This window comes from Ardenticatena maritima (genome assembly GCF_001306175.1).
Classification (GTDB): domain Bacteria; phylum Chloroflexota; class Anaerolineae; order Ardenticatenales; family Ardenticatenaceae; genus Ardenticatena; species Ardenticatena maritima.
This window is the reverse complement of sequence record NZ_LGKN01000005.1, coordinates 177,522-201,138: the sequence shown is the minus strand read 5'-3', so window position 1 is coordinate 201,138 and position 23,617 is coordinate 177,522. Positions and strand designations below refer to the sequence as shown.

Annotated in this window: 21 protein-coding genes and 1 other annotated feature; of the genes, 19 read left to right on the top strand and 2 right to left on the bottom strand. The window is 62.2% G+C overall.

Annotated elements, in window-relative coordinates; translation table 11 throughout:
* Nucleotides 1-9: 9 nt before the first annotated feature.
* Together SE16_RS08800 and SE16_RS08795 are read right to left on the bottom strand one after the other, a co-directional pair.
* Entirely contained in the window at nucleotides 10-2,709 is a 2,700-nt protein-coding gene (locus tag SE16_RS08800) for a valine--tRNA ligase (RefSeq protein ID WP_054493950.1), read from the bottom strand.
* A gap of 36 nt (nucleotides 2,710-2,745) precedes the next feature.
* On the bottom strand, nucleotides 2,746-3,465 hold the full coding sequence (locus SE16_RS08795; protein ID WP_054493951.1) for a methyltransferase domain-containing protein: 720 nt from the start codon (nucleotides 3,463-3,465) through the stop codon (nucleotides 2,746-2,748).
* A 33-nt stretch (nucleotides 3,466-3,498) separates the two neighbouring features.
* Nucleotides 3,499-3,718: a binding site (T-box leader), on the bottom strand.
* 1,000 nt (nucleotides 3,719-4,718) lie between these two features.
* Here SE16_RS08795 and SE16_RS08790 point away from each other — a divergent pair.
* From SE16_RS08790 to pruA, 19 genes are all read left to right on the top strand, one after another.
* A complete protein-coding gene (locus SE16_RS08790) occupies nucleotides 4,719-5,297 on the top strand; it encodes a GNAT family N-acetyltransferase (protein WP_054493952.1) in 579 nt (192 codons plus the stop codon).
* A gap of 3 nt (nucleotides 5,298-5,300) precedes the next feature.
* On the top strand, nucleotides 5,301-6,215 hold the full coding sequence (locus SE16_RS08785) for a deoxyribonuclease IV (RefSeq protein ID WP_082381998.1): 915 nt from the start codon (nucleotides 5,301-5,303) through the stop codon (nucleotides 6,213-6,215).
* A 9-nt stretch (nucleotides 6,216-6,224) separates the two neighbouring features.
* A complete protein-coding gene (locus SE16_RS08780; RefSeq protein WP_054493953.1) occupies nucleotides 6,225-7,832 on the top strand; it encodes an ATP-binding protein in 1,608 nt (535 codons plus the stop codon).
* An 11-nt stretch (nucleotides 7,833-7,843) separates the two neighbouring features.
* Complete coding sequence (gene polA, locus SE16_RS08775; protein ID WP_054493954.1) at nucleotides 7,844-10,600, top strand: DNA polymerase I; 2,757 nt, start codon at nucleotides 7,844-7,846, stop codon at nucleotides 10,598-10,600.
* The gene (locus SE16_RS08770; RefSeq protein ID WP_060687483.1) at nucleotides 10,593-11,381 is read left to right on the top strand and encodes a DUF72 domain-containing protein; all 789 of its coding nucleotides are present in this window, start codon (nucleotides 10,593-10,595) and stop codon (nucleotides 11,379-11,381) included. The genes polA and SE16_RS08770 overlap by 8 nt, the downstream gene beginning before the upstream one ends.
* 73 nt (nucleotides 11,382-11,454) lie before the next feature.
* Nucleotides 11,455-12,048, top strand: a complete 594-nt coding sequence (locus SE16_RS08765; protein WP_054492666.1) for a TetR/AcrR family transcriptional regulator — start codon at nucleotides 11,455-11,457, stop codon at nucleotides 12,046-12,048.
* A complete protein-coding gene (locus SE16_RS08760) occupies nucleotides 12,045-12,977 on the top strand; it encodes a nucleoside hydrolase (RefSeq protein ID WP_054492665.1) in 933 nt (310 codons plus the stop codon). The genes SE16_RS08765 and SE16_RS08760 overlap by 4 nt, the downstream gene beginning before the upstream one ends.
* A 341-nt stretch (nucleotides 12,978-13,318) precedes the next feature.
* The gene (locus tag SE16_RS08755) at nucleotides 13,319-14,422 is read left to right on the top strand and encodes an ABC transporter ATP-binding protein (protein ID WP_054492664.1); all 1,104 of its coding nucleotides are present in this window, start codon (nucleotides 13,319-13,321) and stop codon (nucleotides 14,420-14,422) included.
* A gap of 5 nt (nucleotides 14,423-14,427) precedes the next feature.
* Nucleotides 14,428-15,618, top strand: a complete 1,191-nt coding sequence (locus SE16_RS08750) for an ABC transporter ATP-binding protein (RefSeq protein ID WP_054492663.1) — start codon at nucleotides 14,428-14,430, stop codon at nucleotides 15,616-15,618.
* 133 nt (nucleotides 15,619-15,751) lie between these two features.
* Entirely contained in the window at nucleotides 15,752-16,072 is a 321-nt protein-coding gene (locus tag SE16_RS08745) for an EthD family reductase (protein WP_054492662.1), read from the top strand.
* Nucleotides 16,073-16,074: 2 nt separating this feature from the next.
* Nucleotides 16,075-16,848: an enoyl-CoA hydratase-related protein gene (locus SE16_RS08740; RefSeq protein WP_054492661.1), complete on the top strand. Its 774-nt coding sequence runs from the start codon at nucleotides 16,075-16,077 to the stop codon at nucleotides 16,846-16,848.
* A 33-nt stretch (nucleotides 16,849-16,881) separates the two neighbouring features.
* Nucleotides 16,882-17,676 (top strand): enoyl-CoA hydratase-related protein, encoded by a 795-nt coding sequence (locus SE16_RS08735; RefSeq protein ID WP_054492660.1) that lies wholly within the window; start codon nucleotides 16,882-16,884, stop codon nucleotides 17,674-17,676.
* 62 nt (nucleotides 17,677-17,738) lie between these two features.
* Nucleotides 17,739-18,608 (top strand): 3-hydroxyacyl-CoA dehydrogenase NAD-binding domain-containing protein, encoded by an 870-nt coding sequence (locus SE16_RS08730; RefSeq protein ID WP_054492659.1) that lies wholly within the window; start codon nucleotides 17,739-17,741, stop codon nucleotides 18,606-18,608.
* A gap of 56 nt (nucleotides 18,609-18,664) precedes the next feature.
* Nucleotides 18,665-19,237: a DsbA family oxidoreductase gene (locus tag SE16_RS08725; protein WP_082374163.1), complete on the top strand. Its 573-nt coding sequence runs from the start codon at nucleotides 18,665-18,667 to the stop codon at nucleotides 19,235-19,237.
* 16 nt (nucleotides 19,238-19,253) lie between these two features.
* Complete coding sequence (locus SE16_RS08720) at nucleotides 19,254-20,009, top strand: 3-hydroxyacyl-CoA dehydrogenase family protein (RefSeq protein WP_054492657.1); 756 nt, start codon at nucleotides 19,254-19,256, stop codon at nucleotides 20,007-20,009.
* Nucleotides 20,006-20,440, top strand: a complete 435-nt coding sequence (locus tag SE16_RS08715; RefSeq protein ID WP_054492656.1) for a PaaI family thioesterase — start codon at nucleotides 20,006-20,008, stop codon at nucleotides 20,438-20,440. Before SE16_RS08720 ends, SE16_RS08715 begins: the two co-directional genes overlap by 4 nt.
* Before the next feature lie 17 nt (nucleotides 20,441-20,457).
* Nucleotides 20,458-21,378 carry a hypothetical protein gene (locus tag SE16_RS08710; RefSeq protein ID WP_054492655.1) on the top strand — a complete coding sequence of 307 codons (921 nt, stop codon included), beginning with the start codon at nucleotides 20,458-20,460 and terminating at the stop codon, nucleotides 21,376-21,378.
* 90 nt (nucleotides 21,379-21,468) lie between these two features.
* Complete coding sequence (locus SE16_RS08705) at nucleotides 21,469-21,774, top strand: hypothetical protein (RefSeq protein ID WP_152918070.1); 306 nt, start codon at nucleotides 21,469-21,471, stop codon at nucleotides 21,772-21,774.
* Between the two features lie 57 nt (nucleotides 21,775-21,831).
* A complete protein-coding gene (pruA, locus tag SE16_RS08700) occupies nucleotides 21,832-23,403 on the top strand; it encodes an L-glutamate gamma-semialdehyde dehydrogenase (RefSeq protein ID WP_054492653.1) in 1,572 nt (523 codons plus the stop codon).
* Nucleotides 23,404-23,617: the final 214 nt, after the last annotated feature.

The following is a 23,617-nucleotide window of genomic DNA, read 5'->3' as shown; positions in this document are numbered from 1 at the left end:
GAGCGCCCCTCAGGACGCACCACCCCCCAAGCGTTCCAGCCGTTCGCGCACTTTCGCCAACTGTTCCTCAGCGTCGGCGAGCGCTTGCCGCGCCCCTTCGACAATGTGCGCCGGCGCTTTCTGCACAAAGTTTTCGTTCGCCAGCCGCGCCCGATGCCGCTTGACCACCTCTTCCAGTTCGGCGGCTTGTTTTTGCAAGCGCGCGATTTCCTGTTCCAGGTCAACCATGCCCGCCAGCGGCAGGAAGGCTTCCAGCCCTTCGCGCACCACCACGTGGGCGGCCATTTCAGGCGCTTGCTCCACCTGCGGCACAATTTCCAGGCGGTCTTCATCCAGACGCGCCAGCGCCAGCAGAACGTCGCGCTCGGCTTCCAGGTCGTCCAGCGCCGCGCCGGCGGCAATCAACGCCGCAATGCGCCGCCCCGGTTCCACGTCGTACTCGTTGCGCACGTTGCGGATGGCGCGGATGAGTTCTTGCACGGCGGTAAAGCGCTCGATGGCGTCTTCGTCCACAAAGCCGGGGTGCGGCCAGGGGGCTTTCATGAGTGTTTCGCCGCGGTGCGGCAGGTGTTGCCACGCTTCTTCGGTGACAAACGGAATGTAGGGGTGCAGCAGGCGCAAGGTGCGTTCCAGCACGTACACCAGCACGCGCCGCGCCATGCGCGCCCGCGCGGCGTCGTCCCCGTAGAGCCGCGTTTTGGCGGCTTCGATGTACCAGTCGGCAAATTCGTTCCAGAAGAAGTGGTAGAGCGTGCGCCCCGCCTCGCCGAAGTAGAAGCGGTCCAGCAGGTCGGTGACTTCGGCGATGACCTGGTGCAGGCGGCTTACAATCCAGCGCTCGGGCAAGGGCAACGCTTGCACGTCGGCGTCGCTGAAGGTGATGTCGGCGAGCGCTTCGCGTTCGGCTTCTTCGATTTTTTCCAGGTTGGCGAGCACAAAGCGCGTGGCGTTCCAGATTTTGTTGCTGAAATTGCGGTTCGACTCGATGCGCGCAATCGAAAGGTTGATGTCTTGCCCGGGGGTTGAACCGGTGGCGAGCGTGAAGCGCAGGGCGTCCGCGCCGTACTGCTCCACCACGTCCAGCGGGTCAATGACGTTGCCGAGCGTCTTGCTCATTTTGCGCCCGTGCTCATCGCGCACCAGCCCGTGCAGATAGACCACCTCGAACGGCGGTTTGCCGGTGAATTCCAGCCCCGTCATGATCATGCGGGCGACCCAGAAGAAGAGGATGTCGTACCCCGTTTCCATGACGGTGGTGGGGTAGAAGTAGCGGTAGTCTTCGGCCTCTTCGTTGGGCCAGCCCAGTGTGCTGAACGGCCACAGGGCGCTGGAAAACCACGTGTCGAGTACGTCGGGGTCGCGTTCCAGGGTGACGTTGTCGCCGTAGCGTTCACGGGCTTTGGCGTAGGCTTCTTCTTCATTGCGTGCCACGATGTACTCGTCCTCGTTCCCGTTGACGTACCAGACGGGAATGCGGTGCCCCCACCAGAGTTGGCGGCTGATGCACCAGTCGCGGATGTTTTCCAGCCAGTGGAAGTAGATTTTCTCGAAGCGTTCGGGAATGATGCGGATTTTGCCGGAGCGCACCGCTTCCAGCGCCGGTTCGGCGAGCGGCTTCATCTTCACGAACCATTGCTTGCTCACCATCGGTTCGATGATTTCGCCGCCCCGTTGCGAACGCGGGACGCGCTGCATGTGGCGTTCGGTTTTGATGGTGAGCCCCGCGGCTTCCATGTCCGCCCAGAGTTTTTTGCGCGCTTCAAAGCGGTCCATGCCGGCGTAGGGTCCGGCGTTGGCGTTCAGTGTGGCGTCGGGGTTCATGATGTTGATGATGGGCAGGTTGTGCCGCCGCCCGATTTCGTAGTCGTTGGGGTCGTGGCCGGGTGTGACTTTGAGCGCCCCCGTGCCAAATTCGCGGTCCACGTATTCATCGGCGATGACGGGAATTTCGCGGTTGAGGATGGGCACCAGCACGGTGCGCCCGATGTACTGCCGGTAGCGCTCATCTTCGGGATGGACAGCGACGGCGGTATCGCCCAAAATGGTTTCGGGGCGGGTGGTTGCCACGGGAATGTAGTCGTCCGAATCTTTCAGGCGATACTTGAAGTAGTAGAGCGTGCCTTCTTCTTCGCTGTATTCCACTTCCAGGTCGGAGACGGCGGTTTGCAGGTTGGGCGACCAGTTGACCATGTACTCGCCGCGGTAAATCAGGCCTTTTTCGTGCAGGCGGATGAACGCTTCCAGCACTGCCTCGCTCAGCCCTTCATCCAGGGTGAAGCGTTCGCGTGTCCAGTCGCACGAAGCCCCCAGCCGCCGCAATTGTTGGGTGATGTAGCCGCCGTACTTTTCTTTCCACGCCCAGACGCGCGCCTCGAACGCTTCGCGCCCCAGGTCCCAGCGCGTTTTGCCTTCCTGCGCGAGCGCTTTTTCCACCTGCAACTGCGTGGCGATGCCGGCGTGGTCGGTGCCGGGCAACCAGAGGGTCGGTTCGCCTTTCATGCGGTGGTAGCGCGTCATCAGGTCTTCCAGCGTGACGAACATGGCGTGCCCCATGTGGAGCGCGCCGGTGACGTTGGGCGGCGGCATGGCAATCACAAAGGGCTTTTTGCTCCAATCAATTTCGGGGGTGAAAAAGCCGGATGATTCCCACCATTGGTAGAGTTTGGGTTCGGTTTCGCGGTGATTGTAGGTTTTGGGTAGTTGGCTCATGGCATTCCTCCTCTTGCTGTTTTGGTTCTGGCGGGGTTATGGCGTCGAGCGCAGCACCCACCAGCGTCTGTCGTCCAGGGTGATTTCTTCCAGAATGCGCCAGCCGGCGGCGGCAAACGCCTGCTCGGCTTCATCGCGGAAGATGGCTTCGTAGAGCATTTCGCGCACCTCGACGTGCCACTTGCTGGCGCCGAAAGAGACGTAGAAGTGCGAACAGTGCGCCATGCGTTTGTCGGTGTACTCCCACGCTTCAAACATGAAAAGCCGCGACCCGTTGACGCGCGCAACCTGGCGGGGGATGAACGTCTCGCGTCGGCGCAGGTGTTGCTCCCAATCGCGCAACCCGACCACCAACAGCCCGCCGGGGCGCACCACGCGGTGCATGGTGTCGAGCAGGCGGGCGGCAGCGGGCTGACCGACGAGCGCCAGCGCGTCGTCCAGTAGGAGCGCCATATCGAAAGGCGCGCCCTCAATGTTCGCCAGTCGCGTCATCCCCAGGCGGTAGAGCGTCACGGGGGCGTGGGTGGCGCGCACCAGCCGCGCCGCGGTGGCAAAGCGCCATTCGTCGGCTTCGGCGGCGGTCACGTCCAGCCCCGCCGCCGCCAGCGCCACCGCGCGGTGCCCGACGCCGGCGTGCCCGTCCAGCACGCGCTGGGCGCCGTGGGCGCGGGCGAGCGCCGCCAGCCGCTGGGCGGCTTGCTCCGCCTCTTGCTCGTCGGTTGTGTACAGGCGTTGCCAGAATGGGCGTGGCAACATACGCTCCCCCACAAGTGAAAACGCCTTCGCCCCCTCAGGGACGAAGGCGTTGCCTCCGCGGTACCACCCTGCTTCCGGCAGAAGATGCCGGCGCTCGTGGCGCGATAACGGGCGCTCCCGGCAACGGCTACTGCGCTTCACCGTTGCGGCTCCCCGGCGACCTTCGGCGGTTCGTGTCGAGGGCGGCTTCCAGCCGATGACCGCCCCTCTCTGGCGACCGTCGCCGCCTACTCCTCCGGTTCACAGCCGTTTTCACTCTTGGCTTGGCTGGGCAGGAGTATAACCGCTTGTGCCTGCACTGTCAACGCTCCGCCGTGCACCCAACAAAAAAGGCTCCCGTGGGAGCCTTTGGCGCACACACCGCGCGCGAACACTCACGCGACGGTGCAAGAACGACACGCCCCTTGCGGGGATGGGAGCTTTTCAATCGCGTTCGATTGGATTATCGCTCTAGGCGTCGTTCTGGGGCTTCAATCCCCTTGCGGGGATTAGGGTTTTTCAGACGCGGGGGTCCACACATCCTCCCGGATGTGTGGTTATGCGTTTCAATCCCCTTGCGGGGATTAGGGCTTTTCAGACGTGGGGGTAGCTCAGAAGGTGAGAGCAACGGTCTTATAAACGTTTCAATCCCCTTGCGGGGATTAGGGCTTTTCAGACTCAATGTTATAAATGCGGGCGAGTCGTTATGATTTACAGTTTCAATCCCCTTGCGGGGATTAGGGCTTTTCAGACTGACTACCGCGCATTGCTTTACCTTATTGAGCGTAGGTTTCAATCCCCTTGCGGGGATTAGGGCTTTTCAGACGTATTATATGTTGAGATTGTCGGAAATAGAAGTTTTTGGGTTTCAATCCCCTTGCGGGGATTAGGGCTTTTCAGACTGTACGGATGTGCTATGGGCATCGTCCGCTCGTCTGCTTCATCTGTGGCACAGCATACAGGAAAATGGCGCGTTTGTCAACCCCCAAAACCATGCCAAATGCCGCCTCTTTTTCCAGAAAGTTGAACGTTTTCAGACCCCCTCAAAATCGCCCCAAAATCGCCTCGTTTCAGGGGGGGGGCTGACAGAACTTTATCACGTTCAACTATTTGCTTGGCAAAATATGCTCTCGCCTCTGGCAAAAGCGTGTGCCGAGCATACCGCACTCCGCGCCAATGGGCAACCCCGCGCGTGCGCCTGGTTGCCACGTCCCCCACACCTGCTATCATACCCCCGACCAACCACCAGAGCCAACCGAGCAGGATTGAGCGCCATGGCGACGACCATCTTCCCCCGCCTGGTCACACTCAAAACAGGAGAAACCGCACGTTTGCGCACCGTGCGCGAAGCCGACGCCGCCGACGTCTTGCGGCTGGTGCAGGCGGTGGCGGCGGAAGAAGTGCTCATCGGCGTCGAAACGCCCAACATTCCCCAAAGCGTCGAAGAAGAACGGCGCTTCATCCGCGCCGCGCTCAACACGCCGCGCCGCCTCTTCATGGGGGCGGAAGTCAACGGGCGCATCGTGGGCACGCTCTCGCTCACGCCGGGGCAGTTCGGGCGCAAGGACGCCCACCTCGCCACGCTGGGCATCGTGCTTGCGCCCCAATACCGCGGTGTGGGCTTGGGCGGCGCCATGATTGACGCCGCCCTGGAGTGGGCGCGCGCCAAAGGCTTCGAGAAAATCCAACTGGAAGTCTTCGCCACCAACGAGCGCGCGCTGGCGCTCTACCGGCGCAAAGGCTTCGTGGAAGAAGGTCGCCGCCGCCGCGCCTACAAACTGCGCGGCGACTACGTGGACGGCGTCCTCATGGGGCTCTGGATTGGCGACGACCATGTCATCGAGGAGGAATAACCCATGCCCAAATTTGGCGCACACATGAGCATCAGCGGCGGCGTCGCCACCGCCTTCGAGCGGGGGCGCGACATCGGCTGTGAGACCATACAACTCTTCACCAAGAACAACCGGCAGTGGAAAGCCCCACCCCTCAAACCCGACGAGGTGGCGCGCTTTCACGACCTGCACACCCAAACCGGCATAGACCCCGTGGTGGCGCACGCCTCGTACCTCATCAACATCGCGTCGCCTAAAGAATCCGTCTGGCAAAAGAGTTTCGACGCTCTGCGCATCGAAATGGAACGCTGCGACACCCTGGGCATCCCCTGGCTCGTCCTGCACCCCGGTTCCCACACCGGCGCGGGCGTCGAAGCCGGGCTTGCCAAGGTCGCCCACTCGCTCGACCGCCTCTACGATGAAGGCGGCTACCAGACCGCCGTCGCACTCGAAATCACCGCCGGGCAGGGCACCAACCTGGGGTACGAATTCGAGCACCTGGCGCGCATCGTCGAACAAATGCGCTACGGCGACCGTATCGTCTACTGCTTCGACACGTGCCACGCCTTCGCCGCCGGCTACGACCTCACCACCGACGAAGGCTATCAGGCGACGTTCGACGCCTTCGACCGCCTCTTGGGGCTGGACCGCCTGGTCTGCTTCCACCTGAACGACAGCAAGGGCGACCTCGCGTCGAACCTCGACCGCCACACCCACATCGGCTTGGGCGCCATCGGCTTGGGCGGCTTTGCGCGGCTGGTGCGCGACCCCCGCTTTGCCGACGCCCCCATGATTCTGGAAACGCCCAAGGAAGACGACATGGCGGAAGACCGCCTCAACCTGCGCGTCTTGCGCGCACTGGTGGAAGGCGACCTCAGCGAAGACGACCTGCGCGATTGGTGGCGCACCTTTGAACAGGAAACGGGCAGAACCCCGTAAGGACACAGGATGAGCGGAACCGAACTCGCACCCTTTGGCGCGCACGAATACCTGCTGGCGCTCTCGCGGGCGCTCAGCCGCAACCTTGATTTGGGCACCGTCCTGCACATCGTGCTGGAAGAAGCCGTCGTGCTTCTCCAAGCCGACGCGGGCTTTGTCGCCCTGCGGCTGCCCCGCACCAACATGCGCGTTGTCGCCACCACCGGCTTGCCGCTGGAAACGGCGCGCGCTTTCGAGCCGTTGCTCAACAGCATTCCCCAGCACAGCGAAACCGCCGACGATACACCCCCCTGGTGGAAACAACCCGCCCTGCAACGGGCGTTGCTGCGTATCGCCCGCCGCCAGCAGTTGCCCTTCACCCACATCATCGCCATGCCGCTTGAAGTGGACGGCGACGTCATCGGCGCGCTCATCGCCTTTCGTTCCAGCGAACGCGCCTTCACCCGCTACGAAGAACGCCTGCTCTCCGGCTTCGCCGACCAGGCGTCCATCGCTATTCGCAACGCCATGCTCGTGCGCCAACTGGTGCAAGAACGCGAACGTCTGGCGGCGGTGCTTGCCAACAGTGCCGACGGCGTGGCGCTCATCAACGCCGAAAGGCGCATCGAACTCATCAACCCCGCGCTGGCGCGGCTCTCCGGCTGGAACCTGGACGACGTAGTCGGGCAACCGTTCGAGCATGTCCTGCGGCTGGAAAACGAAGCCGGCGTGCGCTTGCCCGCCCCCGCCCCGCATAGCGACCTGGTGCGGCAGGAAGGCTACCTCATCCGCCGCAACGGTACACGCGGACCCTACGTCAGCGTGGTTTACACACCGCTGGCGCAGGGGCGCGGCATGGTGGCGAGCGTCCACGATTTGAGCGAACGCCGCGCACTCGAAGCCTCGCAACGCGCCTTCATCGCCGGCATCTCGCACGAACTCAAAACCCCGCTCGCCATCATCATCGGCTACGCCGAAACCCTCTTGCGCGACGACGTGCAATGGGACGAAGCCACCTGGCGCGAAGGCTTGCACGTCATCCTGGACGAAGCCCAGCACCTCACCCGCCTGGTGGACAACCTGCTCGACGCCGCCCGCCTCGAAGCCGGCGGGCTTCAACTGCACCTCGAACCCGTGCAACTGGACGAATGGTTGCCGCGCGTGCTCAGCGAATTTGCCCGCGCCCACCCCTCGCACCATTTCGACATCGCGCTTGACGGCGCGGCGTTCCCGCCCGTCATGGCGGATACGGGACGCCTGCGGCAAGTGGTGCACAACCTGCTCTCCAACGCCGTCAAATACGCCCCCGCCGACACGCGCGTCAGCCTGCGCCTGACCTACGACGACGCGCGGGGCGAACTCATCTTCTGCGTCAGCGACGAAGGACCCGGCATTCCGCTGGAAGAGCAAGAACGCATCTTCCGCCGCTTCCACCGCGTGGAAGGCGAAGCCTCGCGCACCGAAGGCGCCGGGCTGGGGCTGTACATGGCGCGCGCCATCGTCGAAGCCCACGGGGGGCGCATCTGGGTGGAAAGCGAACCCAACCGGGGCGCCACCTTCTGCGTGGCGTTGCCCGCCGCCGACGACAACGCCCCCAAGCGCACCATTCGCATTCGCCCAATTGACACAACCGAGTGAGGCAAAATCGTATGAGCCGACCCAAAATTGTTCTCATTGACGGGCACTCGCTCGCGTACCGCGCCTTTTTCGCCTTGCCGCCCACCCTGGCGACCAGCAAAGGCGAACTCACCAACGCCGTGTACGGCTTTGCCAGCATGTTGCTCGAAGTGCTCGAAAACGAACGCCCCGACTACATCGCCGTCGCTTTCGACGTGGGGCGCACCTTCCGCCATGAGCTGTTCGACGACTACAAAGGACACCGCGCCAAACAACCCGACGAACTCGCCGTGCAGTTTGAGCGCATCTACCAGCTGGTGGACGCCTTCAACATTCCCATCTTCACCGCCGAAGGCTACGAAGCCGACGACGTGATTGGCACCCTGGCGCGGCAAGCCGTCGAACAGGGGCTGGACGTGGTCATCGTCACGGGCGACACCGACGCCTTCCAGCTCATCAACGCGCATACCGTTGTGCTCACCAGCGGGCGCCGCTTTTCCGACGTGCGCCGCTACGACGTGGACGCCGTGCGCGAACGCTACGGGCTGGAACCCCACCAGCTGGTGGATTACAAAGCCCTCGTGGGCGACCCCAGCGACAACATCCCCGGCGTGCGCGGTATTGGCGACAAAACCGCCCGCAAACTTCTGCAAACCTACGGCTCGCTGGAAGGCATCTACGAACACCTGGACGAAATCAAGCCCGCCCGCGTGCAAAACGCCTTGCGCGAAGGGCGCGAACTCGCCTTCCTCAGCCGTGATTTGGTGCGTATCCGCACCGACGTGCCCATCACCCTCGACCTGGACGCCGCCCGCACCCGCGACTTCGACCGCCGGCGCGTGCTCGACCTCTTCCGCGAACTGGAATTCAACAGCCTGGTGGAGCGCATTCCGCCCCCCGCGGGGCAAACCGAACCCATGCAGACCGAAGAAGCCGCCCGCCCCGTGGCGTACCACATCGTCCAGCCCGACGACCTGCACACCCTGGCGCAGCGCCTCGGCGACGCCGACTTCATCACCTTTGACGTCGAAACCGACGACCTCGACCCCCACACCGCCAACCTCGTGGGGCTGGCGCTCAGCGTGCGCGAAGGCGAAGGCTTCTACATCCCCATCGCCCACAAAGGGCTGGAAGCCAGCGCCTACAACGTCCCGCTGGAAGACGTGCGCGCCCTCATCGGTCCTTTTTTGGCGGCGCGGCGCATTCCCGCCCGCGCCCACAACGCCAAATTTGACATGCTCGTCCTCTGGCGGCACGGCTTCGACATCACCAACGTGGACTTCGACACCATGATTGCCGCCTGGCTCATCAACCCCGGTCGGCGCACCTACGGGCTGAAAGCGCTCGCGTTCGAGCGGCTGGGCGTGGAAATGACCCCCATCGAAGAGCTCATCGGCGCCAAAAAGCGCGACCAGATTTCCATGGCGGAAGTGCCCGTGGAAGACGTCGCCCCCTACGCCTGCGCCGACGTGGACATGACCACCCGCCTGGCGCGCCTGCTCGAAGCCGACCTGCGCGACCTCGCCTTGTGGGACCTCTTCGCCAACGTCGAAATGCCGCTGGTGCCCGTGCTGGCGGAGATGGAACGGGTGGGCGTGGCGCTCGACGTGGACGTACTGGCGGCACTGCGCGCCGAACTGCGCGAGCGGCTCGACGCCATCGAACGGGAGATTTACGACCTGGTGGGCTACGAATTCAACATCAACAGCAACCAGCAGTTGAGCGACGTCCTCTTTGGCAAACTGGGGCTGGACAAACGCGCCAGCAGCAAAACCAAAAGCGGGCACTACTCCACCTCGGCGCGTGTGCTCGAAAACCTGCGCGGCGCGCACCCCGTGGTGGACCTGATTTTGGAACACCGCCACCTGAGCAAACTGCTCTCCACCTACATCGAACAATTGCCGCGCATGGTCAACCCTGCCACGGGGCGCATCCACACCGACTTCAACCAGACGGGCACCGAAACGGGACGGCTCAGCTCATCCAACCCCAACCTGCAAAACATCCCCATCCGCACCGACGTGGGGCGGCGCATTCGGCGCGCCTTCGTCGCCGAACCGGGGTACGTGCTCCTCTCCGCCGACTACTCACAAATCGAACTGCGCGTGCTCGCCCACCTGAGCGGCGACGACGCCTTGCGCCGCGCCTTCCTGGAAGACGGCGACATCCACCGCGCCACCGCCGCCGCCGTGTTTGGTGTGCCCGCCGAAGAGGTGACGCCGGAAATGCGCAACCTTGCCAAGCGCGTCAACTTCGGCTTGCTCTACGGCATGAGCGCCTGGCGGCTCGCCACCGAAACCGGCTTGTCGCGCGAAGAAGCCGAGGCGTTTTTGGAACGCTACTTCGAGCGCTTTCCGAGCATCGCCGCCTTTCTGGACAGCATCGTCGAACAAGCGCGCGAACGGGGCTACACCGAAACCATCCTGGGGCGTCGACGCTACTTCCCCGAATTTCGCGCCGGGGCGCAAATTCCCGCCAATCAGCTGCGCGCCGCTGAACGCGCCGCCCGCAACCACCCCATCCAGGGCTCCGCGGCGGACATCATCAAACTGGCGATGATTGACATCCACCGCACCTTCCGCGATCGGGGCGTGCGGTCGCGCATGATTTTGCAAGTGCACGACGAACTGCTCTTTGAAATTCACGAAGACGAGTTGGGCGACATCCCCCCGCTCGTGATTGACCGCATGAGCAACGCCTATCCGCTCAGCGTGCCCCTCAAAGTGGACGCCAAAGTGGGCTACAACTGGGAAGAAATGGTCTCGCTGGACGAGTTTTTGCATGCGTGAGCAAGCCGCCGGCGTGCGCTGGTATCTGGGCACCATGGGCTACGGGTTCAAGGATTGGGTGGGTGTCTTCTACCCACCCGACCTCAAACCGCGCGATTTTCTGGCGTGGTACAGCCGCCACTTCAACGCCGTCGAAATGGATTCGACCTTCTACGCCCCGCCCGCCGCCGCGCACGTGCGCCGCTGGTTCACCATCACACCCGACGACTTCACCTTTTGCCCCAAAATGCCGCGCGACATCTTGCTGGCGGCGCGCACCGAAGACCCCCGCGCGGCGGTACACGCCTTTGTAGAGCGCGTCGCCCTGCTCGAACACAAACTCGGACCCATCTTGCTCCAATTCCCGCCCGATTTTGACCGCGCGCGCTTTTTGCCCGCTTTTGAACGCCTGTTGCACGCCTTACCGCCCACACAGCGCTACGCGGTGGAATTTCGCCATCGCAGTTGGTTCGTGCGCGAGACCATTCACCTGCTGCGCGCCCACGGCGTCGCGTGGGTTGCCGCCGATTACGAAGGCGTGCCCAAACAGGTGCTCGCCACTACCGATTTTCTTTACCTGCGTTGGATTGATCGCCACGGGCGCTACGCCCAAAAGAACCGCGAACAGCGCGACGTCACGCCGCGCCTGCGCTGGTGGCTGGAACGCATCGAAGCGCGGTTGCCCCACGTCTCGGCGGTGTATGGCTTCTTCAACAACCAGTATGCGGGGCATTTACCCGCCACCTGCAACCGCTTCAAAGAACTGGTGGGATTGCCCGTCCACTCCGCCCGCCTCTTGTAAGCCCCACACCTGCTTGACAATTCCCCCGCCTCACGCCATCATCGAATGAACATTCACTCAGCAGAGGGGTTCGATGAGCGACAAACGCAACGCCATTTTGCAAGCGACCCTCAAACTTGTCTCGCAGTATGGGTTTCACGGCACATCCATGGCGAAAATCGCCGCCGAAGCGGGCGTCAGCGCCGGCATCATCTACCATTATTTTGCCAGCAAAGACGACGTGATGAACGCGCTCTATCGCGACATCAAGCAGCGCCTGGCGGACACCTTCCAGCGCGAATTTGACGCCGGGCAACCGCTCGAAAAGCGCGTGCGCCAGGCGTTGAGCATCCTCATGCGCTACTACCTCACCCACCCGCTGGAAGCCGCCTTTGTTGAGCAATACACCCGCTCGCCCTACTACACGCCGGCGATTGAAGCCGAAACACGCCATTTGTACGACCCCATCTTGCGCACCTTTGAAGAAGCGCAAGCCGCCAACCTGCTCAAACCCTTGCCGCCCGTGGTCATGCAAGCCTTCACGCTGGACGTTGCCACCGGACTGGCGCAGCGTTGTGCGGCGGGCTTCCTCACATTGGACGACGCCGCTATCGCGCACATTGTCGAAGCGGCGTGGGACGCCGTCCGCCGCCCCCCCTCACCAACCGCAGAGGAGGCGTCCCGATGAGACCGCTCTTTGTGGATACCGACGTGGGCGTGGATGACGCCATCGCCTTGCTCATGCTCCTGCACGCGCCCGACATCGCCTTGGTGGGCATTGGCGGCGTCCAGGGCAATTGCCCGCTCGACGCGGTCATGCGCAACATCGCCATCGTGCTGAACGTCGCCGACGCGCCGCAGATTCCCGTCTATCGCGGCGCGGCGACCCCGCTCATGGGCGTGTCTCTTCCCTTCGACCTCGTGCATGGTGACGACGGGTTGGGGGGCGTCGCTCATCGCTACCCCGCCGCGCCGATTGCTCCGTCCGCGCTGCCGGCGGCAATGGCGCTGGTGGAAACCGCGCGCGCCATGCCCGGCGACCTGGACGTCCTCGCGCTGGGACCGCTGACCAACATCGCCCTTGCCATGCGGCTCGACCCCGACCTGCCCCGCCTGGTGCGGCGCTTCATCATCATGGGGGGCGCGCTCACCGCCCAGGGGAACGTCACGCCCGTGGCGGAATTCAACATCTGGGCGGACGCCGAAGCCGCCAAAATCGTGCTGGAAAGCGAAGCGCGTATCACCCTGGTCACGTGGGAAGCGACCCTGGCGCATACCGTGCCGTGGGAGCGGTGGCACGCAATGCTGGCACATGAAACGCCCACGGCGCGCTTTGTGCGCGCCATCAGCGCCCCATTGGCGGCGCGTTGCCGCACTGAATGGGGCTACACCGGCATGCCCCTGCCCGACCCGCTTGCCGCGGCGGTGGTGTTGCGCCCCGAAGCGGTACAGCGTGCCGCCACCTGCTGCGTCGCCGTCGAAACAGCGGGGTTGGCGCGTGGGCTCACCGTGCCGCAGGCGGGCGCGCCCGACGCGGCGAACGTCTTCAACATTGAGGCGTTCGACACAGCCACGTGGCATACCCTGCTGGAACGAACCTTCACACATGAAAGTTGACACATCCAAAATGGCACAAATGGCCACTAGACAAACAGGCTTTTTGTGCATAAGATGAAAGCCAGCCATTTTGAACATGAAAGGAGGTGAGGCACACACACACATTCGCTTGACCCATCTTCGTTGACGGCATTCATGGGTTGGAGCGGGAGCGGTGACGGCCGAATGGCCCGCAGAGGGGAGTGCCCGGCGGTGCGTGGTGGGTCACACGCAACCGCGCCTGCGACCGAAAAGTTCTGTCTCCTCCAACCCGCGGTGTCGGCGCAACCAGGTGCCACTCACGCCTCGGTTGTGGCTGCCCGCACAGCATCAACCAATTTCAATTGAAAGGAGTTTTTACAATGGCAAGCGTGACCTACGAGCACGTATGGAAAGCCTTTGGCGACAACGTCGTTATCAAAGACCTGCACCTCGAAGTCAAGGACAAGGAATTCCTCGTTTTGGTCGGTCCTTCTGGTTGTGGGAAGAGTACCGCCCTCCGTATGCTGGCTGGTCTGGAAGAAGTCACCGAAGGCAACATCTGGATTGGCGACCGCATTGTCAACGACGTGCCGCCCAAAGACCGCAACATCGCCATGGTGTTTCAGTCCTACGCGCTCTATCCGCACATGAGCGTTTACGACAACATGGCGTTTGGCTTGAAACTGCGCAAAATGCCCAAAGATGAAATTGACCGCCGCGTGAAGGAAGCCGCGCAGATTCTGGGCATTGACCACCTGCTCGACCGCAAGCCTAAAGCGCTCTCCGGTGGTCAGCGCCAGCGTGTGGCGTTGGGGCGCGCCATCGTGCGCGAGCCGGCGGTCTTCCTCATGGACGAGCCGCTCTCCAACCTGGACGCCAAATTGCGTGTGCAAACGCGCGCCGAGTTGATTCGCTTGCACAAGCGCCTGCAAACCACCTTCATCTACGTGACGCACGACCAGGTCGAAGCGATGACCATGGCCGACCGCATCGCCGTCATGCGTGATGGGGTGTTGCAGCAGTTGGACACGCCGCAAAACCTCTACAACCACCCGCAAAACGTTTTCGTGGCGGGCTTCATCGGCAGCCCGGCGATGAACTTCTTCAACGCCACGCTGACCGGCACCAAAGAGGAAATGTACGTGGATACGGGCGGCTTCCGCCTGCGCTTGCCCGAACACATTGCACGTGAAGTGAGCGACTGGCTGGGCAAAGAGGTCATTTTGGGCATTCGTCCCGAACACCTCTTCCACAAAGCCTTTGCCATGCCCGGCATCAACCCGCAACCCATCAAAGCCAAACTGGACGTGAAGGAATTGCTGGGCAACGAAGAGCTGCTCTACCTCGACGCCAACGGACAGCAGTTTGTGGCGCGGGTGGATGCACGTGTGGACGTTGTTGCGGGCGAAACCGTCGAACTGGTTGTGGACGTGGACCAAATCAAACTTTTCAACCCGGCGGATGAGCAGGCGATTTACTCCTAACCACCATGACACGCGTTCAGATTCAAGGCGTCACCAAAAAATTTGGCCGCCAGGAAGTCTTGCGCGGCATTGATTTGGACGTTCAGGAAGGCGAACGTCTGGTATTGCTTGGGCCTTCGGGCACGGGCAAGACGACGCTTTTGCGTATCATTGCCGGGCTCGAAGTGCCTGACCGTGGCGCCGTTCTTTTCGATGGTGAAGATGTCACGCGCATTCCGCCGCGCGACCGCAATCTCGCCTTTGTCTTTGAATCGCTGGCGCTCTGGCCGCATATCACCGCCTACGAAAACATTGCCATGGGGCTGGAGTTCCGCGGGTTGCCGCAGGACGAAATTCAGCGGCGTGTCCAGCGTGTCGCCGAGTATTTGGGCATCGGCGCGTTTCTGGACCGCCGCCCAACGCAACTTTCGGCAGGGCAAATGCAGCGTGTGGCGCTTGCGCGGGCGCTCACCCGCGAACCACGGCTCTTCCTGTTCGATGAACCGATGGCGCACCTTGACCCGCCGTTGCGGGTGCAAATTCAGCGTGAATTGCTCAAAGTCCACGCCGACACGGGCGCCACGTTCATCTACGTGACGCACGACCAGGCAACGGCGTCGCGCCTGGCGCACCGCGTGGCGGTTATGCATCAAGGCAAAATCGAGCAGGTGGGGACCGCCGACGAGCTCTACGATCATCCCAAAACGTGGTTCGTTGCCGGATTCATTGGCCCGCACTTGATGAATTTCTTTGACGTCGTTATTCGACAGGGGGAAGGCGGGTTAGTTGCCGACAGTGGGCAATTCCGCATGCCCGTTCCCGATCGCGCCATTGAATACCTGTGGGAGTGGCGCGATAAGGAAGTGGTGTTGGGTATTCGCCCTGAGCATATTCACCACCCCGCCTTCTTGCCGAAAGCCGTCACGACGACGTCGCCGCTGAAGCGCATTCGTGCACAATTGGATTTGAAGGAACTCCTGGGCGACAAGCAGCTCTACTACTGCAAGGGGTTCAAGATTTCCAAGGTGCGGGCGCACGTGCAAAGCCTCATCCTCGGCGAAGGGTTCGAGTACTACGAAATGACCGAAGGCGACACCTTCCTTGCGTTGGTGGACGCCGCCGCGGATGACCCAGTGGGTGAAACCATCGAGCTGGATGTCGAAGTTGACCAGTGTAAATTCTTCGACCCACAGACCGGCCGCGCGATTTATTCCTGACGGCTGATGTCCTTCTGTCCGCCCAGGGGCGACCAGACCCGGTCGCCCCTTTTTGATTGCCCCTCTGTTGGCTGGCGGTTATAATCGCCGCGGCATGCATCGGAAACAATCAAACGAGCGAGGAGGCTCAGCCATGTACAAACTTGTTGCCATCTATCGTCCCCCCGAAGATGAAGCCGCCTTCGACGACCACTACTTCAACGTGCACGCCCGCCTGATGGCGCGTGTGCCGGGCTACAAACGCATTGAAGTGAGCAAAGTGACGCGCCACCTCTTTGGCGATCCCCAGGTCTATCTCATGTTTGAAATGTGGTTTGAGGATAAAGACGCCCTCAAAGCGGCGCTCAAATCACCCGAAAACGCCGAAGCCGGCAAAGACCTGATGGGGTTTGCCAAAGACATTGTGTCGGTTTTCACCGTGGACGTGGTCGAAACGATTGAGCAAGGAGGCTGAACATGTACGAAAACATCATCGTCGAACGCCCGGAACCCAAAATCGGCTTGATTCGGCTCAACCGCCCCAAGCGCCTGAACGCGCTCAACCGCGCGTTGATGAGCGAACTGGCGCAGGCGCTCAACGAATTCGCCCAGGATGATGAGATTGTGGTGGTGGTCTTGACGGGCGACGAACGCGCCTTTGCCGCCGGCGCTGACATTGGCGAATTCCAGGGCAAAAACCCGGTGGACATGCTCAAATCCTACCGCTTCAAGGAATGGGAAGCCGTGCGCACCTTCCCCAAACCGCTGATTGCCGCCGTGAGCGGCTGGTGCTTGGGGGGCGGCAACGAACTGGCGATGATGTGCGACATGATTGTGGCGAGCGAAAGCGCCGTCTTTGGGCAGCCCGAAATCAACCTGGGCATTATGCCGGGCGCAGGCGGCACGCAGCGCTTGCCCCGCGCCGTGGGGAAGGCGATTGCCATGGAAGTCATCCTTGCCGACCGCCGCTTGACCGCGCAAGAAGCCTTGCAGTGGGGCTTGGTCAACCATGTGGTGCCGACCGAACTCTACCTTGAAAAAGCGCTCGAACTCGCCCGCCAGATTGCGCAAAAGCCGCCGCTGGCGCTTCAACTGGCGAAGGAAGCGATCCTCAAATCCTACGAAATGAGCCTGGCGGAAGGGCTCGAATACGAACGCCACAACTTCTACCTGCTCTTTGCATCCGAAGACAAGGACGAGGGCGTGGCGGCTTTCCTGGAAAAACGCAAACCCGAATGGAAAGGGCGCTAAGGCGCCTGTATCCCTCAACGAGGAGGTTTTGGCATGGCTTACGAAACAATTTTGTACGAACAGGATGGCGGTGTGTTGACAATCACGCTCAACCGCCCTGACAAACTGAACGCCGTCACCGATACCATGCTGCACGAACTGCGCGACGCCTTCAAGCAGGCAAAGCGTGATGAGAGCGTGCGCGCCGTCATCCTCACGGGCGCGGGGCGCGGTTTTTGCGCCGGGCAGGATTTGGCGAGCGTCAAGGAGCGGGACCCGTCGGCGGGCGGCTTTTCGTATGGCGAACACCTGCGCCACACCTACAACCCGCTCATCTTGCAAATGCGCGAACTCCCCAAGCCGATTATCGCCGCCGTCAACGGCGTGGCGGCTGGCGCCGGCATGAGCCTGGCGCTGGCGTGCGACTTGCGCCTTGCCGCCGATACGGCTTCCTTCTTGCAAGCCTTCATCAAAATTGGGCTGGTGCCCGATAGCGGCTCCACCTGGTTCTTGCAGCGGTTGGTCGGTCCGACCCGCGCCATGGAACTCATGTTGCGCGGTACACGCATCAGCGCCCAGGAAGCGCTGGACTACGGCATCCTCAACCGTGTGGTGCCCGCCGACAGCCTCATGGACGAAGCGCGCGCCCTCGCGGCGGAACTGGCGGCGGCGCCGACCAAAGCGATTGGCTACATCAAGCGGCTGGCGGACTTTGCCGCAACGCACACGCTGGCGGAAACGCTGGAATACGAAGCCGACATGCAGGAACTGGCGGGGCGCACCGCCGACCACGCCGAAGGGTTGCAAGCCTTTCTGGAAAAACGTGCACCAACCTTCCAGGGACGTTGATCGGGGGCGCACAGCCTGCCCAGGCTGTGCGCCACACCTACGACTTGTAGCGAGGAAGCCCTATGCTCGAAAGTATCACCACCATTGGCGTCATCGGCGCCGGCACCATGGGCAGCGGCATCGCACAGGTGGCGGCGCAGGCGGGCTACACCGTGCGGCTCTACGACATCGCCGACGACGTGCTCCAACGTGCGGTGGAGCGAATTCTGCATTTTGTGAACCGCGCCGCACAAAAAGGGCGGCTCGACCCTGAATTGGCGCGCACCGTGCCCGAACGCCTGCACCCCACAACCGACTTGCACGCTTTCGCCGATTGCCAGGTCGTCATCGAAGCCGCGCCGGAGCGGCTCGACTTGAAGCAACGCCTGTTCGCCGATTTGGAAAGCATTGTTGCGCCTGACGCGATATTGGCGACCAACACCAGCACCCTCAGCGTCACGCAGATTGCCGCGGCGACGCAAACACCGCACCGCGTGGCGGGCATGCACTTCTTCAACCCCGCGCCGCTCATGCGCCTGGTGGAGATTGTCGCCGGCGCGCAGACCGCGCCGCATGTGTGCGAGACGCTGGCGGCACTGGCGGAGCGCATGGGCAAAACGCCGGTTCACGCCAAGGACGTGCCGGGGTTCATCGTCAACCGCGTTGCACGCCCCTTCTACCTGGAAGGGTTGCGTTTGCTCGAAACCGGCGTCGCCGACCATGCCACCATTGACCGCCTCATTCGCGAAGGGGGCGGTTTCAAGATGGGACCGTTTGAACTGATGGACTTGATTGGGCTGGATATCAATTTCGCGGCGTCGCAGTCGGTCTACAACGCCTATTTTGGCGAGCCGCGCTATCGCCCCAGCCTGCTGCAACAACGCATGGTCGAAAGTGGCCGCCTGGGGCGCAAAACCGGGCGTGGGTGGTATGACTACGAGGAGGACGCATGAGCACCAAGCCTTTGCATGTGGTCGTGTTCAGCGACTACGTTTGACCGTTTTGCTATATGGCTGTGTCCAGTTTGGACCGCGTAAGAGAGGACGTTCCGTTGACCGTCGAATGGCGGGCGTTTGAGTTGCGCCCCGAAGGAAAAAGCGGCATGACGCCGGAACAGGAAGCCCGCTACCGCCAGATGATTGAGCATCATTGGCCGCGCACGATTGAGATGGGACGCCTGTATGGTGTTGAAATGCGCACGCATCGCTGGGGCATCAACACGCGCCCGGCGCACGAAGGCGGCAAGTTTGCCCGTGCGCATGGCAAGGGCGAAGCATACGACCGCGCTGTGTTCCACGCCTATTTTGTGGATGACCGGGACATTGGCGATGTGGACGTGCTGACCGAGATTGCCGCCTCGGTAGGGCTGGACGCGGACGCATTCCGTGAAGCGTTGGAGACGCACCGCTACCTGGATGAAGTGCTGGCGGATGAAGCGTGGGCGGCGCAAGCGGGCATTCACGGCGTGCCGGCGTTCTTGTTTGCTGGGCGGTATCTGCTTTCGGGTGTGCGCCCACCGGAAGAGTTGCGCATGGCAATTGAACAGGTGCAGCATTTGCTGGCTCGCGAAACCCAGGAGTGAAGGAGAAAAGGCAACGATGGAGCATGTGTGGGTGTATGGCGATGGTCCCCTGGCTGTGGCGGTAGCCGAGCAGGCGCGCCAGGCTGGTTTTGAGGTGGATGTTTGCTACGAAATGCCCTTTTCGCGCGACGATATGCCCCCCTACCCGGCGACGAAGCCGCTGGTCATCGTCGAAGCGGTGATTGCCGACCGGGCGCGCAAAGCCGACGTGTTGCGCCACCTGGGGCGTGCAATGACGGGGGAGACGCTCTTGCTCAGCGCCACACTCAACGCCAGCGCCACCGAAGCGGGGATGTGGAGTGGACGCCCGGAGCGGACGGTTGGGTGGGCGGCGTTGCCCCCGCTGGCAAGTGGGGTGGTTGAAGGCTACGCGGGGCGGCGCACGACACATGCTGCCTGTGAGGCGGCGCACGCCTGGTGGGCGCGGCTAGGCAAGACGATGGTGCTCGTCGGCGATACGGCGGGGGGCGTTTTGCCGCGTACCGTTGCCGCGCTCGTCAATGAAGCGGCGTTTGCGGTGCAGGAACAGGTTGCGACGCCGGAAGACATTGACCGCGCCATGCAATTGGGCACTAACTACCCGCATGGTCCGCTCGCGTGGGGCGACCAGATTGGGCTTGACCAGGTGCTGGGCATTCTCGAAGCCTTGTGCATCCACCACGACCCCGCCCGTTATCGTCCGGCGGCGCTATTGCGCCAGATGGTGCAGGCGGGTGAATGGGGGCGGCGCACCGGGCGCGGCTTCTACACCTATGCGGAGGCGGACGCATGAGCGAGACGATTTCGCCCGCGTTGCGCGCCCGCATGGAAAGCGACGCCTTTGCGCGCCACCTGGGGGCGCAGATTCTGGACGTTCGCCCCGGCTTTGCCCGTGTGGCGCTCGATTTGGAGCCGCATCATCAAGCCATGCAAGGCGTCACACATGGCGGGGTGGTGTTCGCCCTGGCGGATGTGGCGCTGGCGGTGGCGACGCACGCCTACAACCGTGTGCATCTGGCGCTGAACCTGAGCATCAATTACCACCGTGCCACACGACCGGGCGACCGATTGATTGCCGAAGCGCGCGAGCGGCATCAGGGCGGGCGTATCTGTTCCTACGATATCGAAGTGCGCGATGGGGAAGGCTTGTTGGTGGCTTCTTTGCTGGCGATGGTGTACCGCACACGCGAGCAGTTGATTGACGAAGATTCCCCCTTGACATAACGGCGGAGTTGCTTGCCATGCAGACGCGCCTCTCCTCGCCCCACGATACGGTAGTGAGCGCCTGGCTGGCATGCATGCTGGGGTGGGGGCTGGTCTGGTGGTTGCCTGGGGCGCATAGCGCAAGCGAGCGGCTGCTGTGGGTGTGGAGTGTGCCGCTTGTGGCGGCGGGGGGCAGTGCGTTGGGGCAGACCTTGCTGGCACACCGCGCCTGGCGATGGAGCGCCGTGCTGGCGGTCGTTGCGCCGTTCTGGTGGTGCTCCCCCGCCTACCCTGACCTGACCGCCGGCGTGTTCCTCTTTCTGGCAGCGGTAGCGCGTTTGCTGCGGCGAGGTATGGACTTGCCCGCCTTGCTGGTGGCGGTGGGCGTGTGGGGCTGGCTGGTGATACGCGAGCCGCCGTTGCTCTGGCTGGGGAGCGTGCTAGTGCTGGTGTTTCTCATCCTGTGGCAGGAGGCGCGTTTCCCCACGCAACGGCTGGCGCTGGGCGGCATTGTGGTGGGGCTGGGGGTTGTGCTGGCGGGCGGCCTCATGGTGATGGTTGGTCTGGGGCGTGGGCAATGGTTGCTCGACCGTCTGGCGCTGATGGTGCAAGCGGCGGTGGTGGTGCACCCAAGTGTGGAGGGCGGTGTGCGCCTTGGCGGTGCTGTTTGGCTCTGGATGGTGGTGTGGAGCGTGGCGGCGCTCACGGGCGTGCGGATGCAGTGGGCAACCGTTCGCGAAAGCGATATTTGGCCGGTGATGGTCGGCGCGGTGGGGGTGTTCGTCTTGCTGGGTGTGCTCTTCGAGCCACAGTTGGGACGTGTGGGGGCGCATGTGCTTGTGGTTTTGGCGTTTCCTGGATGGCGCGCGCTGGTATCGCACCGCCTGTTGCGCCCCGTGTGGGTGTTGGCGGGTGTGGGGATGTGGTGTGTGCTGAGTCTGATGTGCCTCTTTTTATGACTTTTGACGTATTGTCATCTCAAGGTAGATGTGCTATGCTGTCGGCGCTCATTTCAAAAAATATGAAACGGTTTGTGGAGCAGGAAGACTGTGGCACGGATGAAACTTTTGATGAGTTGGGATATTCGGCCAGGAAAAGAAACCGCGTATCTCGACTTCATCACGTCAGAATTTGCGCCGCGCCTCATCGAACTGGGGCTGGAACCCACCGATGGGTGGTACACCGTGTACGGCAATGGGCCCCAGGTGCTGATGGGGGGCATTACCGACGACATGGAAACGATGCGCGAAATTCTTTCAAGTGATGAGTGGCAGGAACTGTACGAAAAATTGATGGAATATGTGACCAACTTTTCCTACAAAATTGTCCCGGCGACGGGGCGCTTCCAGTTTTAGCACTCGCAAGGGTGCTTTTTTCTTGACAACGGATAGACCAACAAGGAGGTTGGAACCATGCGTTTGCAAGACTTACCCCCCTTCCGCAATGAGCCGTTGACGGACTTCTCGAAGCCCGAAAATCGGGCTGCTATGGAAGCCGCGCTGGAAAAGGTGCGCGCGCAATTCGACCGCCACTATCCGCTCATCATCGGCGAGGATGAAATCTACCTCGATGAGACTATTGCCTCGCTCAACCCCTCGCACCCCGACCAGGTCGTGGGGCGTGTCTCGGCGGCGACGGCTGAACACGCCGCGCGTGCGGTCGAAGTGGCGTATGAGGCGTTCCAAACCTGGCGCAAAACGCCCGCCGAAGAGCGTGCCGCCATTTTGTTGAAGGCGGCGCAATTGATGCGCGAACGCAAGCATGAATTTTCGGCGTGGATGGTGTACGAAGTCGGTAAATCGTGGCCCGAAGCCGATGCGGACACCGCCGAAGCGATTGACTTCCTCGAATACTACGCGCGCCAAATGCTCGACATTGAAGAGCGCGCGCCCAAACTGGTCTATCAGATTCCGACCGAACGCAGTACCTACCGCTACATTCCGCTGGGTGTGGGCGCGATTATCACGCCGTGGAACTTCCCCGTGGCTATTTTCACGGGCATGGTTTCATCGGCGCTGGTGACGGGCAACACGGTGGTGGCGAAGCCCGCCGAACAATCGCCCGTGGTGGCGTACCATGTGGTGCAACTCCTCTACGAAGCCGGGATTCCGCGCGGTGTGCTGAACTACCTGCCCGGCTACGGTGAAGTGGCTGGCGAGGCGCTGGTGGTGCACCCCAAAACGCGCTTCATTTCGTTTACCGGCTCCAAAGAGGTGGGGATTCACATCAACCAGCGCGCCGCTGAAATCCAGCCTGGGCAAATCTGGCTGAAGCGCACGGTGCTGGAAATGGGCGGCAAAGACGCCGTCATTGTGGATGAAACCGCCGACCTGGACGCCGCCACCGAGGGCGTGGTGGTGAGCGCGTTTGGCTTCCAGGGGCAGAAGTGCTCGGCGGGGTCGCGCGCCATTTTTGTGGAAGATGTGTACGACGAGATGGTCCAGCGCGTTATCGAACGCACCAAACAATTGAAGATTGGCGACCCGGTTGACCCCACGGTCTTTTTGGGGCCGGTGATTGATACCGACGCTGTGAACAAAATCATGAGCTATATTGAAATCGGGCATGATGAAGGCAACCTGGTGTTGGGCGGCAAGCGTCTGGACCTGGACGGTGGCTACTTCATCGAACCGACCATCTTCACCGATGTTCCGTGGGATGCACGCATTGCGCAGGAAGAAATCTTTGGTCCCGTGCTGGCGATTATCAAAGCCAAAGACTTTGACGACGCCCTGCGCATTGCCAACTCCACCGAATACGGTTTGACCGGCTCGGTCTACAGCCGCGACCGTGCGCGGCTCGAACGCGCCGCGGATGAGTTCCATGTGGGCAACCTCTACTTCAACCGGAAGAGCACCGGCGCGCTGGTGGGGGTGCACCCGTTTGGTGGTTTCAACATGAGCGGCACCGACAGCAAAGCCGGTGGTCCCGACTATTTGCTCCTCTTCCTGCAACCGAAGAGCATCAGCGAGAAAATCAAGTAAGAACAGCGCCATGCAGACGCACGGGCGGTCATCAGGACCGCCCGTATCTGTTTTGTGCTGATGCGTTGGAACGTCTGCAACCCTCGTTTTTCAAGAGACGTAGAGGCAAAGGGTGCGCGGAGTGGTTGTCTATTTCCCGCCTTTTCGTACAATTCAACTGTACTGGACAGAAGAGACCACACCACGCACCATCAACAATTTACCCTCAACTCAA